At 51.1% G+C, this 15,639-nt stretch carries 10 protein-coding genes; 6 read left to right on the top strand and 4 right to left on the bottom strand.

Annotation, left to right across the window (positions count from 1 at the left end):
- Positions 1-33: 33 nt before the first annotated feature.
- The 6 genes from P8N76_22895 to P8N76_22870 all read left to right on the top strand — a co-directional run bounded on the left by P8N76_22895 (position 34) and on the right by P8N76_22870 (position 10,082).
- A complete protein-coding gene (locus P8N76_22895; protein MDG2384535.1) occupies positions 34-1,974 on the top strand; it encodes a VCBS repeat-containing protein in 1,941 nt (646 codons plus the stop codon).
- 6 nt (positions 1,975-1,980) lie between these two features.
- A complete protein-coding gene (locus P8N76_22890) occupies positions 1,981-3,864 on the top strand; it encodes an ASPIC/UnbV domain-containing protein (protein ID MDG2384534.1) in 1,884 nt (627 codons plus the stop codon).
- A gap of 178 nt (positions 3,865-4,042) precedes the next feature.
- Entirely contained in the window at positions 4,043-5,221 is a 1,179-nt protein-coding gene (locus tag P8N76_22885) for a PEP-CTERM sorting domain-containing protein (protein ID MDG2384533.1), read from the top strand.
- Positions 5,222-6,323: 1,102 nt separating this feature from the next.
- Entirely contained in the window at positions 6,324-7,967 is a 1,644-nt protein-coding gene (locus P8N76_22880) for an APC family permease (protein ID MDG2384532.1), read from the top strand.
- Positions 7,968-8,069: 102 nt separating this feature from the next.
- Positions 8,070-9,089: a 6-bladed beta-propeller gene (locus P8N76_22875; protein ID MDG2384531.1), complete on the top strand. Its 1,020-nt coding sequence runs from the start codon at positions 8,070-8,072 to the stop codon at positions 9,087-9,089.
- The gene (locus P8N76_22870) at positions 9,090-10,082 is read left to right on the top strand and encodes a class II glutamine amidotransferase (GenBank protein MDG2384530.1); all 993 of its coding nucleotides are present in this window, start codon (positions 9,090-9,092) and stop codon (positions 10,080-10,082) included.
- A gap of 92 nt (positions 10,083-10,174) precedes the next feature.
- Here the strand turns inward: P8N76_22870 and P8N76_22865 are convergent, their stop codons facing one another.
- From P8N76_22865 to P8N76_22850, 4 genes are all read right to left on the bottom strand, one after another.
- Positions 10,175-10,837, bottom strand: a complete 663-nt coding sequence (locus P8N76_22865; GenBank protein MDG2384529.1) for a thiopurine S-methyltransferase — start codon at positions 10,835-10,837, stop codon at positions 10,175-10,177.
- Between the two features lie 113 nt (positions 10,838-10,950).
- A complete protein-coding gene (locus P8N76_22860) occupies positions 10,951-12,063 on the bottom strand; it encodes a metallophosphoesterase family protein (protein ID MDG2384528.1) in 1,113 nt (370 codons plus the stop codon).
- Positions 12,064-12,125: 62 nt separating this feature from the next.
- Positions 12,126-13,640: a sialate O-acetylesterase gene (locus P8N76_22855; protein ID MDG2384527.1), complete on the bottom strand. Its 1,515-nt coding sequence runs from the start codon at positions 13,638-13,640 to the stop codon at positions 12,126-12,128.
- 57 nt (positions 13,641-13,697) lie between these two features.
- On the bottom strand, positions 13,698-15,440 hold the full coding sequence (locus tag P8N76_22850) for an alpha/beta hydrolase (protein MDG2384526.1): 1,743 nt from the start codon (positions 15,438-15,440) through the stop codon (positions 13,698-13,700).
- Positions 15,441-15,639: the final 199 nt, after the last annotated feature.

The following is a 15,639-nucleotide window of genomic DNA, read 5'->3' as shown; positions in this document are numbered from 1 at the left end:
TTCCTGGATCCTTACTCTATCTTGGATCGTCGTATGCTCCGACGGATGGTATTAATTGCGTTGACCGCGATGAATTTCGATTCGATTCGAAGATCTTCGCTGCGTTGGATTGTGATCCTTGTCGTGTTGGTGGGGTATGGCACGGGTTGCTCGCGGGATGCGACGGTGAAAAGCGAACCGATTCCGGAACAAGCAAATATTTCTGACACTCGTTCCGTATCCAAAGCGTCTTCGCTGTCTTCGATTCCCGGTTCGTCCTACGAACGGTACCTAACACCTTTTAAGCAAGATTTGGATCGTGAAGATCCGACCGCAGACGGTTGGAATACCGAGGCCTTTAGCGAATCAGCCATGTCACAACTAAAAGCCTTGGCTCATTTGATCGAGAGTCAGGCGACAGTCGCTGGGAATCAAATGAAAGGCTTTGTTAGCGATGGATTCGAATGTGGACCCTTGCGTCCCTCGAATCTAAAGACGGTCTTTGATGATTCGCCCCTTGAGGTGCGTCGTTCCGACTCACCGGCGTCAGAAAATCGTAACGAGTCGTTTCAATCAGCCGATGGCTTGGCGCGAGCGCTGAATCAACTCAGAGCGGGCATTGGGAACGATGGTCTGCATGTCCACTTTAAACTTGTGCGAGTTGAGCTTGCTGAGAATAGCGCGCAAACGGTGGCCTATTACCAATTGGGGGGTCAAGGTAAGGAAGGAGCGATTCAGCAGTCTGGAGTTTGGCTCTGTGACTGGATGGTTTCCTCCAGTCAAACACCACGCTTGAAATCGATTGCGGTCCAAGAGTATGAGGAGGTCATTTCTCGCAGTGGTCATGGAACCTTGTTTCAAGATTGTACCGAGACCGTCTTGGGCCGGGTGCCAAGTTTTCAGAAGCAAATGCGAGCTGGTGTGGACCACTGGGGATCCACCCTGGACCGCAGACTTGGACTGGATTTTGTGGCCCTGCATGGGATTGCCATTGGTGATGCCGATGGAGATGGTCTCGATGATGTGTTTGTGTGTGAACCCGGTGGGCTGCCCAACCGCTTGTATCTGCACAAAGAGGACGGGACGGCACGTGATGTATCGGCCGTCGCAGAGGTCGATTATCTCGATGCAACTCGCTCTGCATTATTTCTCGATCTGGATAATGATGGGGATCAGGATCTGGTGATCGCTTCCGAACGGTTCGTTATTTTTATGGCAAACGATGGATTCGGCAGATTCTATCAACGATCGGCTTTTCGGACGCCTTCTGCTGTCGTGTCGTTGGCTGCTTCCGACTATGACCTGGATGGTGACCTCGATATTTATGTTTGCGGCTACTTCACGCTGGAAGATGCCGCGGAAGGCACGATTGGACTTGGCAACCCGATTCCCTTTCACGATGCCAATAATGGCGCTCGTAATCTTCTGTTTCGTAATGAGGGTGAGTGGAAGTACGTTGACGTAACTAAACAGGTCGGACTGGATCAGGACAACACTCGGTTTAGCCTTGCCGCCGCCTGGGAAGATTATGACAGCGACGGCGATCCCGACCTGTACGTTGCCAATGATTACGGTCGAAACTGCCTTTATCGCAACGATCAGGGGCAGTTTGTTAACGTTGCAGCTGCAGCTGGCGTGGAAGATATTTCGGCTGGCATGTCCGTCAGTTGGGGTGATTATAACCAGGATGGTTATCCGGACATCTACGTGAGTAATATGTTTTCATCGGCAGGTAATCGCATTGCCTATCAGCGTCAATTTAAACGCGATGCAGCATCGACAACGCGCGATGATTATCGTCGTTTTGCACGAGGAAATACGCTGTTCGAAAATACTGGTCAAGGAACCTTCCGTGACGTTACGGTACCCATGGGCGTGACGATGGGGCGTTGGGCGTGGTCTTCGAACTTTGTGGACATCAATAATGATGGTTGGGAAGACCTGGTGGTCACCAACGGGATGCTCACACGGGAAGATGACAACGGTGATTTGTGAAGTTTTATGTGGCGGCGGGTTCTGTCGCAATCGCCTACGACTGCTGATATCGATGGTGAAAATGCTGTTCGCACCGCCCGGTACTTGGCCGGTTGGAAGTCGCTTGGCGCACTGATCCACAGTGGGCGATCGTTGAGCGGACACGAACGCAACTGTTGTTTTCTCAATACGCGAGGCTCCCGGTTCGCAAACGTATCGTCCGCTGCCGGTCTGGATCATGATGCCGATTCAAGAGGCTTGGCGTTGGTTGATTGGGATGGCGATGGAGATCTCGATCTGTGGACGGTCAATCGGACCAGTCCTCGAATTCGTTATCTGCAAAATGATCTCGGCGCGAAATCGCATTTTCTTGCGATCAAGCTGCGAGGCATTCGCTGTAATCGGGATGCGATCGGCGCTCGGGTAGAGCTGATCTTTCAGGATGATGCAACCGAAAAATTTGTGCGTCGGGTTTCGGCTGGCGAGGGTTTTGTTTCCCAGTCCAGTAAATGGCTGCACTTCGGCCTGGGTGACCGGAAAGATATTGATCGCATTATCGTCCATTGGCCCGGCGGTGAAAGCGAGGAAATAAAAGGAGTCTCGGTTGATCAACGCTATGAGATTGTGCAGGGTGATGGACGAGCCACGCCCTGGGTTACGAATCCTCCTGTTCTTACTCCAGTGGAACCCTCACCTCAGACAGTTGCTGGTGCAGCGACTCGCATCCGGTTGGCCAGACGTCTTCCATTGCCGAAATTGCAAATCGTTTCCTTCGACGGCCAAATCGCTCCCCTTGAGTTTTCAGGTAAACCGGTTGTGATCAACTTGTGGGCCAGTTGGTGTCAGCCCTGCGTGCAAGAACTGAGTGAGTGGCAGAAATATTCGCACAAATTTGAGGAGATCGGAGTCGATATCTTTGCTTTGAATGTTGAACTGGCTGCCAAAGACTCGACCATGGATCTTGACCAGATTCGAGACGCCTGGAATCAATTGGGATTTCCCTTTACCGGTCTTGCTGTCGACGTGGAGGGACTCGAGGTCTTGGAAGCGATTGAACGTGTCATGACGTTGAAACAAGAACCCTTGCCGATCCCATCCAGCTTTCTCTTAGATGGGAGTGGTAATTTGGTTGCCGTCTATAAGGGTCCGGTATCAGCCGAACAACTGATCCAGGATTTGCAGCAACTTGATCAGTCACAGAATGATTCACGAGATGGCGCTGTACCCTTTCAAGGGAAATGGTACACGGATGAGTTTCCGCCGGATCTGATTGCGATTCCAATGCAAATGGTTGGACTGGGACGCGGGCAGGCAGCCTATGACTATCTTGAGCAGTGCGTCATTCCGGACGAAAAGGTCGGTTCCGTAGACGCCTGGGTTCAACTGGGTGTAACCAATCACAAACTCGTGAAATTGTTGCACGATGTGGCAAAGCTGTTGATTCAGGATGGAAAGAATGACCAGGCCGTTAACGCCTATCGTTGGGCACTCCGATATGATCCCAACTCTTGGCCGACAAATGTCGAATTATCGGCGTTGTTGATTCGCCTGGATCGCTCAGCAGATGCGCTGGCGCAAAACCGAAAGATGAGCCAGTTGCGGAAAGGACATCCGTTGCCATGGAACAATATCGCTTGGGTGATGGCCACCAGCGCAGACCCAAAAATTCGTGATGCCACCAAAGCCGTTGATCTGGCCGAAAAAATCTGCCGAGCAACCCAATTTAAAGAACCGACAGCCCTCGATACGTTGGCAGTGGCCTATGCGGCTGCTGGTCGTTTCGAAGATGCGCGCCAGACCGCACGGAAAGCGATCGCTCAAGCCGATTTGTTGGGGAATCCACGAGTTGTGAAAACGATTCGTTCGCATCTGGAATTCTTTGAGGCTGACCGACCGTTTGAACAGAATTGATCACGTTCAAACTGATCTCGCTAAGGATTCTTAACATGATCGTAAGGTTTTTGTCTGTATCTTTGCGCTTCGTTAAGTTATGATATGGACGATTCGATTTGGAAATGGGAAGAGGCAAACCGACTTAGCGCCATGGGCGTTTTCTATCAGGTCCCATCTCTGATTTGAGGTAAAAGTAATGAAGTGGTCTTGTCGTATCTCACTGAAGTGGACGGTCGTCCCAACTACGCTCTTGATTCTGATGTCGTTCACGGTCCGTGCGCACGCCAGTGCCTATGCTGATGCCGTGTTGGCCGATGGTCCAATCGGATACTGGAATCTTGATCAAGAAGGTGGTGCGGGTACCGTTGCACCGAATCTTGGCACATTGGGTGAGGATGGAAACGGGGAGTTCTTCGGTGATGACATCGCTGGAGCTGCCGGTCCTGATCTTCCAGGACTACCCGACAACAAAGCGATCAGGCTCGACTTTGGTATCGATATTTCTGGTGTTGAGGTTGTCGAGCCGATTCTTGACGATCTTAGTGCGTTCACGCTGGAGGGATGGATCAATCCTGAAGAAGCGGAACTCTCCAATCGCGCTGGGCTATTCGGACAAGACAACGCGATTGAGTTTGGATTCATTGGGCCCAACGATGTTCACTTTTGGGCTGAGTTACCCGACGGTGGTGACGTGCACATCAACTCGTTGTATGAGTTTGACAATGAAGAATGGCATCACATTGCTTTGACCTCAGATGGTGAAACTGGGGAAAGCTATTTTTACGTCGACGGTGAAGAGCAAGAGCTCCAGCAGGATAACACGATGCCGTTGGAGGACTTGGACAAGGAGAGCTTCGGTATCTCCGGCAATCCCTTTAATATTGGTGGTGGTCCGATCTTTGGTGGTGACACGCAATTTGTGGGCTCGATTGACGAAGTATCCGTATTCGACAAAGCCCTAACCGAGGAACAAGTATTGGCTCACTATATGGCCGCCATCGAAGGCGGCGGAGATCCGGCTGATCGCCTCGACGATGGTTCGCTGACCGATACCACCGAGCGTGTCAACTATGTACACGATGTGTTGGGTACATGGATGGGCGACGCCAATCTTGATGGCGAATTCAACAGCTCGGACCTCGTCCAAGTGTTTTCCTTTGCCAAATACGAAAGCGGAGATTCAGCAGGCTGGGCTGAAGGCGATTTTAGTGGTGACAGCTTCTTCAACAGCTCGGACCTCGTCGCAGCCTTTAGTGACGCCGGTTACGAGCAAGGTGCCCGTGGCGTGGCAGTCGTTCCAGAACCTACGGCTGGTCTGCTGTTAATTGTTGGAGCAGTACAACTGTTGTTATTCCGACGTCGAAAATCAGCCTGACCGGCTGTCGGCTGAGCCATGATGTGCGAAGCGAGAGATTGAAATGATCCAACGGGCGACTCTTTAGTTCGCCCGTTTTTTATGTGCATCTTCGGAGCTGCGTTGGTTGAGAATTGCCATTCAGTCTGAATGGCTGTGATGAATGGCTGGTTTCACGTTTTGCTTCCTGAGTTATTCGACTGCTGACACGACCGTGATTCTTGAAAACGATCCCGTTCAGTCGGCGATATTTCTGCAATCTTTCTCAGGTGCTTGTCTTCGGTTGGGCTGTCGGTTCAATCTGTATCATGCCGTACCTGATCTTTGTTCAGCGGATGTGATCAATCCTTGCTGGAGAACATGGCACAACGGGGGGCTCGATGGTGGAGGAGAACACCTTTTTCCACCCCTCGTCAAAGCGGTAAAGCCCTGATTCGTGTACCTCCGATCTGGCCAGCCGGTTTGCCTCTTTACGCAATAAAGCTGTTAACTGGTGACGTGATCATTCGACTTGACAATGTGTGTGTTCGTTACTTGTTAGGTCAGTCGAAGTAGATGGATTGCCGGATAGTTGGCTAGTTCAAGTTGTGACTCCAAATTTTTCAGTTAGCTCGAAGCCCATCATCAGCAATCAGCTTTTCCCTGATAGTTCGATGGTCCATCCCGCAGCGGTAGCTCCTAACGGCGGGATTTCATTTTTAGGAAGGATTTCTTCGGCGACGCAAAAAACCGACTTTCAATGCGTGTGATTTGCGAATAAGTCTGGCGATCAATCGTTTCACGATGGCACGCGATTTCGATTGAATCGTGGCCATGAAGCTGGAAGATGGTATCAAGAAGATGTAACAGATCCGCAAGGTTTGAGGCGTGCTGGCGAGCGAAACAAGCAAATTATCCATCATCGCGAATCGTCATGTTCAAACATATATGCAAGCGAAAGCTTGGGAATAGAACGAAACATGGCAATCATCATGTGGGGCTTTACCATTTGTTCAATTACACTGTTGATCTAGTGCCTATTCGAAATTTCCTCGGTATCATTCTGGCAAAGGAAGAGGGCGAGAGGCGATTATTTCCAAATTCATCGCAGCGTGAAGTCAGTTAGATACGGGGTCAAGGCCGCATGTCGAGTTCGAGTACGGAACAACCTGCGCTGCAGCGCCAGGTGGGGTTGGTCGCCCTGACCCTGATCGCTGCCGGTGGAATCTTAGGGTCAGGTTGGCTTTTTTCTCCTTTGCTCACGGCTCAGTTGGCCGGACCGGCTTCGATTATTTCGTGGGCGATCGGCGCCGTGGCAATGTTGCTAGTTGCTTTTTGTTTTGCCGAGGTATCGAGTGTGTTGCCTGTGGCGGGCGGTATTGCTCGGATTCCTCGCTATACCCACGGTGACATCACGGCCGCGGTGATTGGTTGGACTGCTTGGGTGGGTTATTGCACGGCGGCTCCTATCGAAGTGGCTGTGGTGATGCGTTACGCATCCCAGACTTGGCCAGATCTCGTCGCTCATGTTGACGGTGCAGCAGTCGGTCAATCCGGCGACGCCAGTTTAAGCGTTCTTGGCTTTGGTATCGCTGGTTTCTTGTTGACCATTTTTATCCTGATTAATGCGATTGGAGCCGCCGCGTTTGCTCGCGCCAATTCCGCGATCACTTGGTTGAAGTTTGCGGTGCCGGTCCTGGTTGCGATTACCTTCATTGTGAGTCGGTTTGATACGGGAAATTTTTCGCAGACAGCCGGATTTGCTCCTTATGGACTCCACGGTATTTTATCCGCAGTGTCTACTGGCGGTATTGTCTTTGCGTTGATTGGTTTTCGGCACGCGCTGGACATGGCGGGTGAGACGCGTAACCCATCACGTAATGTTCCATTGGCGTTGATCTTTGGGTTATTGCTACCGCTCTTTATCTACCTGCTTTTGCAGATTGCGTTCATTGGCGCATTGGATCCAAGCGAGCTTGAAAATGGCTGGGTGAAGGTGGAGGCATCTCACGGACTGGGACCTTTAGCGGCCATTTCGGCAACGCTTGGAATCAGTTGGTTAACGGCAGTGATTTATGGTGGTGCCTTGATTGGTCCGGCGGGTGGGGCTCTGGTCGCGACCGGATCAAATGCCCGGTTGGCGTTTGCGCTCTCGCGGAATCAATTTTTACCGGCGATGTTTGAAAGATTGACGCGTCGGGGCATTCCTCTCAATGCGATGATCCTGAATTTCTTGTTGGGATTTTTGTTGTTAACACTTCTGGAGTTCAAAAGCATTGTTGCGATCAATTCTGCTGCGATTGTTTTGTCGTTTTCGATTGGACCGGTTGCCGTGATTTCCTTGCGTCGGCATATGCCCAATGCAGAAAAGAGATTCCACATCCCTTTTCCTCGCTTGATTGCGACGTTGGGATTTACGGTGTCTGCCCTGATTGTTTACTGGAGCGGATGGACGAGCATTGTGCTGTTACTGCTGATCGTGGTGGCATCGGTAGTCACACTTGTCTGCAAGCGATTGTTGATTGAGAAAAAACCGTGGTCGTCGCTTGATATTCGCGAATCGCTTTGGCTGATCCCTTTCTTAGGAAGCCTTACGCTGCTGTCTCGGTTGGGTAACTTCGGCGGTACAGGAGCCATTCCCTTCGGTTGGGATTTGTTGTTGTTGGTTTTATTGACGATGGTGAATTTTTTGATTGCGATTTGGTGCTCCTTGGATAATAAAAAGGCGGAATTGTACCGCGAAGCGCACAAACCGATCGGCGGTTTGGATAAAGATATTCCACCCTAGCGAGGTAGAATGGATGCGGCCCCTTGCTGAAGACGGGACCGAAGCGATTCGCCATTTGTTGTAAAAGCTGATGATCAGTAAACAAGGATAGGGAATACCAACATGCGAAACTTACACAACTGTCTGGCCATCCTGATTGCAATAAGTGTGCAGGTCGAAGTTTCGGCCGACGAGGCTCAACATCCTGTACGGATGGGTTGCGGGGAAATGACCTTTGAAACGGTGCCGGGGTGGGGGCTTCGACCCGATGGGAGTTCGGCATTGGGGCCGACGCATGGGGCGGTTGTGATTGACCAAGCGGGCAATATTTACACAAGTGCTCAGAAAGGTGTCGTGGTGTTTTCGCCGGACGGAAAGGTGGTTCAGTCCTACTTGGGGAAAGACTATTCCAATCTCCACGACATGGAAATTCGATCTGAAAATGGCGCTGAATTTATTTACGGTGCTCGAAATGCCGACGCGGAGGGAATCAAGTTCCATTCGAAGACGGGGGAGATTGTCCTGCGGTTACCTTTTCCGGAGGAATCGGATTTGGGGCTGAAGAAATTCAATCCAACGGCGATTACGGTGGCGGAGAATGGTGACATTTATTTGTCGAATGGATATGCAAGTAACCACATTTTTCGATACGACAAAAACGGCAAGTATCTCAGTCATTTCGGCAAAAAAGGAAACGGCCTGAAGGAATTCAATACCGCTCATGGTATGACGCTTGATACTCGCTATGAACCGGCCCGATTGTTGATTTGTGACCGTAATCATCAACCGAAAGGTCGCTTGTTGCACTACGACCTAAACGGTGAATTCATCGAAGAGGTTGTTACGGGATTGGGAATGCCGACGTCAGTTTCCATCCAAGGTGATTATGTCTCAGTTCCAGATTTACATGGTCGTTTGGTGATTTTGGACAAGAGCAATACGATCATTGCCGTGTTGGGACACAACCCTGACCCTGCAACACGAGTGAACTTCAATGTTCCGCAGTCGCAGTGGAAGGAAGGGATTCTCAGCGGAACACATGGTTCCTATTGGGATCAGGATGGAAATCTTTACGTCCAGGATTGGAACGTTGATGGGCGTATTGTGAAACTGGTGCGAGTTGCTCCAGGATCGATCCAATAAGTGGATATTCGATGTGACTTGCCAGTTGCCAGCGGAGCGCGGCGCTTTACGCGGTTCAACGATTGTGGCAAAATCCGGCGATCGGATGGCTCGAATCGCGAGTACTGGCTCGTCATCGGTGAATATGCGATTGGCATTGTTGAACTGTCAGTCGCGATCAAAAGGAAGGAAGCTTTTATGTGTCGTTGGCTTGCTTACATGGGACCACCGATTCGGCTTGGTGATCTCTTGGTTCGACCGAATCATTCGCTGATCGATCAAAGCTTGCGAGCGACACAAAACGTTGAAACGACCAATGGTGACGGTTTCGGTGTCGGCTGGTATGGTACCGACGAAACGCCCTGCGTTTATCGTGATACACATCCAGCTTGGAATGACGAGAATTACCGCAATCTTTCAGCGCACATTCGTTCGTCGTTGTTTCTTTCCCATGTTCGTGCAGCGACGGGAACACCTGTGCAGAAAACAAACTGCCACCCGTTCCGTTTTGAAAACTGGTTGTTTCAGCACAATGGATTTATTCCTGAATTTCATCAGCTGAAACGCCGGTTGATGTTTGACGTCGATTCAAAATTGTTCAACTCGATTGCTGGTTCCACTGATTCGGAAATCTTATTTTACCTCGCGATCACGTTTGGGCTGAAAGAAGATCCGTACAGGGCATTGGCTCGCACGATGGGGCATGTCGAAAAAGTCCGCAAGGCGGAAGGGATTGGAGAGCCGATACAATTCAGTGCCTGCGTGACGGATGGATCGCGGTTGTGGTCGGTTCGCTACTCAAGTAATCAGCAGTCACGCACGCAGTATCACAGTCAACACATTGAAGCGTTTTGCAATATCCACGGAACCTACGAACCGCTGCCCGAGGGTGCGGTCATCGTGCTATCCGAACCGCTCGACCAACTCTCGAAACACTGGGAAAAAGTGCCAGAGTCGTCCTTTGTCCTTGTCGAAGATGGTAAGACAACGGTCAGTGCGTTTTCTCCGATCTGAAATCGATTGCTCATTCAAGCTGAGATCGCTATCTGATGAAGCCAGGTGTCATCTAGCTGTTCCAGTGACGTGAGTCTCGAGATCGACAGTTCTCAGTCTCGGTTGGTGATTAACTGAAAGACTTTTTCATCCACCGTGGAAACGCCACGTTTTCTCAGTCCGCCCAATTCATCCAAGACATTGGTCGTACGTAAGAGCGAAATGGCGTAGTCGTTGCCGAAGTGGCGATGCACCTCTGATTCCATCACGCAAAAGGGCGGACCGTCTGCAGTCGACTGATCATATTCGAGGGTAGACAGTAGAGTGTTGCGCCCGCCGCGGAATAAGCGACGAGAGTGTTCCACGTAGTCGACACGCATTTCTAGAGGCAGCGCAATCAAGGCAGCTCGGTCAAAGATCGTCTCGCATTGTTCTACATCTTCGGCCGTTAAGGAAAAATAATCTCCGAGCAGAATAGCAGTTCCATCTGCTTCCCAACGTTCAAAAGATCCCTGTGAACTGACCGTTGGCTGCAATTGGTTCTCAGCAAAAAAATCTCGCACGGCAATCGGACTCACCTCAACGCCCAAGACCGAGTGGCCTTGTGACCTCAACCAGCGCAAGTCGTTGCTTTTGCCACACAGCGGGACAAATACGGTCGTTTTCGGCTTCGGATTGAGGCGACTCCAAAAGTCTTGCAGGTGGGCATTCACCTGTTCCTGATGAAAACCAATTCGATTGTTTTTCCAGCGTTCCTTCCATAACTTTGTTTTCATGGGGTGCGTCTTTGGTTTTTCCTGTTTGCGTTTGCGTGTTTCGGTGGATGGCCGCTCAAAAAAAGGTCATTTTTTTCGAGTGATTCCGTGATGGTCATGGTTGTCAATTTCTTTTACTCGAGATTCTCTGCTCCGTCGAAAAATCCGCCGGCTCCTTCGAACGATTTCTTGCCATTGAGTTTTTTAATAGTGATCTGACCGATCGGAGTGAAGCCCGTTTGTTTGCGGTCGTTGCTAATGGTAATGGTGCCCCAGGGGCCATTGCGTTTGTCTTGTTGCCATAGCCTGCCCGTGCCGTTGACGAGGTCGATTTCCTTGAGGGTCAGCTCAAGACGGTTGGGATGTACGGTCACGACCATGTAGTTTGGCTTGGTCGTTCGGCCAATCAAGCCGCCATGGGCCACCTGCTGAATACCGTCTTTTTGTGTGCAGGTAACGGCATGGACCTCGCCGCAAAGGAACAGATCAACGTTGTGACGGGCCATGGTTTGCCAGAACGGCGATTCTCGGCCTTCGACGGTCAGCATACCGGACGAGCTGAACTTTCGCACGGGTCGGAGCACGGGGGTGTGCCCCATCACCACGATGTGATCCACCTGGCTTCGATGTGTGTTCAGGAGTTGATCCAACCATTGTAGCTGTTGACCCGTCACGCCGGCTGCAACCTGGCCCTGATTGCTGATGCCGGTTTCGAAGACGTCGACGGAAACAAACAAAACCTTGTGGTGGATCCAGTAAAAGGCCGTACCCAGCAAGTGCTTGGGACCGTTAAGCGGCATGTTGAGATGTCTTCGAAATGCATTTTTATAGAAAGGTATCGCCTTGGCTTTGGCGCCCCGCCAGGGGTTATCACCAATCTCATGGTCTCCGATTGCCGTATAGACTTGGAGCCCATGATCTTTGAACCGCTGCAACCAAGCGGGATAGTATCGGTTTGCCCAGCTGTCGATTTCCTCTTTTTCAGTTCCCCAATGGCCCATGACAAGATCACCGGCGACCATCACAAATGCCGGTTGCTCTTTCTTCATCGAGTTCATGATAAAGCCGAGTGCGTCTTCCCAGCCCGCTTGTGGGTATTCAATATCAAAATTCAAAAAGTCGGGAAGACTGATGAACGTCCACGGTTGCAAGCTGGTTGACTGCGCAGCGGGGGGCATCGCATCGATGCGAGAGCCGATGAGAACGCAACTGAAAGCGACGGCGATACCGAGGGTGTTGGGTCTCATCTTATGGTCCAAGGTCTATCAGCCATTTATGCGTTTTGGGAAGAAATGATTTCTGCCAGTTCTCATGCATCCGTGTCCTTGCTGCGACGAGCAGCTCGATTGTCGTCTCGCTTTTTCCCCTTTGTCGACCGTTTTGTATCGCGATCGGTTGTCGACTTGGATTGGCTGATTCCCAGGGATTTTCTCACGGGTTTCAGATTGTCGGTCATGAAGGATGAAGCCGGCAGGCCTTCGGCATTGATCAAGCTGATCTCGGCATTCGGTTCACCTTTCCAGAAGAGGTAACGTACAAAGGCAGGTGAACTAATTTTGCCGCTCTGAACGATGACCGTGTCACCCACAATGGATGCTTGCGCCGGAACGTATTGGCCGTCGGTACCGGCGATTTCAAAAAAAGAAAGCTGTGGGCCACCGGCCATGCTTTGCAGGCCTCCCCCCACATGTCGGAAACTTAGTATCGCCTTGTCGTCGACGATCGCCACTTGGTCCAGCAGCGGGCCGCAATGAACCAGTTTCGATCTACCATAGTCCTTGGCGAGAGCCCAAAGCGCGAGTCGTTCGCCGCTCGGTTTTTTGTTTTTCGGATGTAAGTCGGGACCGTGATCATAGAAAATCGCCATGCCCGTATTGTCTGTTGTGTCGAGCACTCGCCGCATGCTGTCCCGCAGCCAGGGATACTCTTGCCCTTGTTGTTGGGATGGGACTTGCACGTAGTAAAAGGGGAATTTTCGCAGCGGTTCGCCGTTCGTCGTTGCCCAGGTTTTCCGCCAGGATTCGATCAGTCGTTTGAGCAGATGCTGATACTCCCAGCCTGTTTGTGTCTTGGCGTTGCGTTCTCCCTGATACCAAATCACGCCGCGAAATGCGACAGGCAGCAGGGGGCGAATCCAGGCGTCATATTCGCGGTGTGCTCGGTTGGGTTGCTTGGGATCGCCCCAATGTTTGGGAATCGCCAGCTCCTGGCGGATTTCTTCGGCAACCGATTGCTCCATCCAGCTTTGAATGGGTGTGCCAGAAGTGGCTCGCTGGATCAGACCGATGGGCACGCCGAGTTCCTGATACAGTTTCATGCCAAAGAAATAACCAACCTGAGAACAGCTGGCTTGTGTCTTCTCATTCAGTGACTTCCATCCGCTGTTCTTGTTGCAGAAACGGAATCCGGCATGATCTCTGGCCAAATCCTGTGGTGAGATGGAACGACCTTTTGCTGCGGAAAACTTGCCCGCCATATTGGATTGGCCACTGCAAAGCCAAACTTCCCCCACCAGGATGTCCGAGAGCCTGATCGTGTTGGCTGCCTTGATGACCATTTGTTGTGCTGTGCCAGACGTTTTTAGGGGGGCAAGCTTCACCATCCAGTTGCCCTGCTGATCCGCCAATGTGGTTTGCAGTTGACCTGCGAAAGAGACCGAAACTTGTTCACCCGGTGAGGCCGTCCCAAAAATGGGAACGGGCAGCTCACGCTGCAGTACCATCTGATCCGTGAATAGGTTGCTTAGTTGGACGTCTGCCCAAGTGTTGGTCGCAACCATTAAGGTCATGACCAGGCTGGATAAGATTGTAAAACGAGTTTCCATTTCACGCCTTCATGCTTTGCTGGGACGCCTGGATCAACCGATTGCCACTGCGAACGTTCAGTCGGTGTGGTTATTGATCCAGTTGGAGATCATCTCCATTGCCGTCGGTGAAAAGGTTTCTTCGATTTGACGATACTCGGATGGTGAGCCGGTTTCACAGTTCTGGAAAAGATGATTTAGGTTGGGGAGTTCATGAATTTCGTATTGGCTGTTGGCGTTGGCCTGTAACGCTTTGTGAATTTCGGGCAGATTCAAGCTAGGAGTGACTTGCAGATCCTTCGCACCGCTCAGAACAAGTACGGGGCATTTAACTTCTTTCAACGCGGGGCGAGGATCGTAGGTCAAAAAGAATAAAAGCCAGGGATCATCCATTTTTGTCACTTCGGCTTGGGCTTTTTCGACGAGTTCGTTGTCTTTTTCATCCTCGGAAAGCGACTCGGCGAACTTGTTGAGCTCGCGACGAATGACGTTTTTCACATCCTGATTGTCGGCTGATCGAATCGCAGCAAAGACGGCTTCCTGAAGTCGCCGGTTAAGAGTTAGCACGGCTTCTGGTGTCCCGTCGGCTCGGCCAATCTTCTCTGTTTGGTCAATGATAATCTGTTCGCCTGGTACGCCGGGACCAGCAAGCATCACAAGGAAGTCAATGTCGTTGCGGCGAGCCGCAATCATCGGGCCGATGTATCCACCTTCGCTGTGACCTATCAAGCCAATCTTTGTAGCGTCAATCTCCGGTTGGGTCTTAAGGAAATCGATGGCGGCCTCGACGTCTTTCGACAAACATTGGGAGTCACAACCGTCGAACTGCCCGGTCGACTTACCAACACCTCGCTCGTCGTAGCGAAGTACGGCGATTCCGGCTTGGGTCAAATGATCGGCCAACACTAAGAATGGCTTGTGCCCTAACAGTGACTCATCACGGTCTTGGGGACCGGACCCGGTGATCAGCACGACAGAGGCAAAGGGGCCCTTCCCTTTCGGCGTCGTGAGCGTACCTGCCAAAGTGATTTTGCTGTCGAGGTTCTCGAAAGTAACATCTTTCGAATTGTAAGCAAAAGGTGGCTTGGGATTCTGCGGCCGTTTCAGCGGTCCAACAGATCGTGTATCCGACGGTGCCACTTTGGCGAGCTTTAATGGAAACTTGTCCCCACCCTGTAGCCAGTGACCTGAGATTTGCGTCTGATCGTCGTTGTAGCTGCCTTCAAAACGAGCTTGGCTCAACGGGATTTCAAATGTGACTCCGTCAGCTCGGAATTCCGATTTAACCTCCACGCCACCGAGGCCTTCACTGAAACTGTCCAGTTCGACCGTTCGACCTTTGTCGTTGGATTCCAAGACACGAAATTGAAAATCAAACGAGCGGCTGCCCGCTTTCATGGTGCCTTGCCAACACTCGATCTGCCGGCTCACGGCAGGTGGATCGACCGGCGTGAGGCTGAGATCAAAGGTTTTTCCCGCTTGAGCAAACTTGCCTGCAATCTTCGTCTTTCCGTTCTGATAGCGGCCCTCAAAGGTCAGGTTGAGGGTATTTGACTTGATGACAATCTGGCCATTTGCGATCGTGCAGACATCCACCGGGATTTTGGCATTGCCCTGGTCAAGGCTAATTAGCGTGCATTTGTATTTGTCATTTCCGAGCTCTTCGATGTCAAAACGTAGACGCAATTTGGCAACGCCCACATCGAGGGTTCCTTGCCAGCACTGCTGCGAATTGGCTGCCTCCTGGGAAAAAATGCTACTGGCGGAAATCAAAGCGAAACCAACAATCATCACAAGTTTTGTAATGAGCTGACCAAACATATAAGTACCCGTCTTTGGCTAAATGAACATTGAAGCTTTCTTGGCTGTGGCCGCCAACGGTAACGATCCATCCATAGAATCAATGTGATATTGGAAAACTGGTGTTGGCATCGCCATGTTTTCAAGCCGATGCGTGAGATCGAAACGAGCTTTGCGTAGGCTGGGTGATCCGATTCTCTCGTCAAAGAACAAAGTATGA

Source organism: Pirellulaceae bacterium (assembly GCA_029243025.1).
In the GTDB taxonomy this organism is placed as follows: domain Bacteria; phylum Planctomycetota; class Planctomycetia; order Pirellulales; family Pirellulaceae.
This window is presented reverse-complemented; position numbering and strand designations above follow the sequence as displayed.

What these genes read in the sequence shown, in the direction of transcription:
- P8N76_22895 (MDG2384535.1), top strand. Translation starts at nt 34, where the DNA reads ATGCTCCGACGGATGGTATTAATTGCGTTGACCGCGATGAATTTCGAT.
- P8N76_22890 (MDG2384534.1), top strand. Translation starts at nt 1,981, where the DNA reads ATGTGGCGGCGGGTTCTGTCGCAATCGCCTACGACTGCTGATATCGAT.
- P8N76_22885 (MDG2384533.1), top strand. Translation starts at nt 4,043, where the DNA reads ATGAAGTGGTCTTGTCGTATCTCACTGAAGTGGACGGTCGTCCCAACT.
- P8N76_22880 (MDG2384532.1), top strand. Translation starts at nt 6,324, where the DNA reads ATGTCGAGTTCGAGTACGGAACAACCTGCGCTGCAGCGCCAGGTGGGG.
- P8N76_22875 (MDG2384531.1), top strand. Translation starts at nt 8,070, where the DNA reads ATGCGAAACTTACACAACTGTCTGGCCATCCTGATTGCAATAAGTGTG.
- P8N76_22865 (MDG2384529.1), bottom strand. Translation starts at nt 10,837, where the DNA reads ATGAAAACAAAGTTATGGAAGGAACGCTGGAAAAACAATCGAATTGGT.
- P8N76_22860 (MDG2384528.1), bottom strand. Translation starts at nt 12,063, where the DNA reads ATGAGACCCAACACCCTCGGTATCGCCGTCGCTTTCAGTTGCGTTCTC.
- P8N76_22855 (MDG2384527.1), bottom strand. Translation starts at nt 13,640, where the DNA reads ATGGAAACTCGTTTTACAATCTTATCCAGCCTGGTCATGACCTTAATG.
- P8N76_22850 (MDG2384526.1), bottom strand. Translation starts at nt 15,440, where the DNA reads ATGTTTGGTCAGCTCATTACAAAACTTGTGATGATTGTTGGTTTCGCT.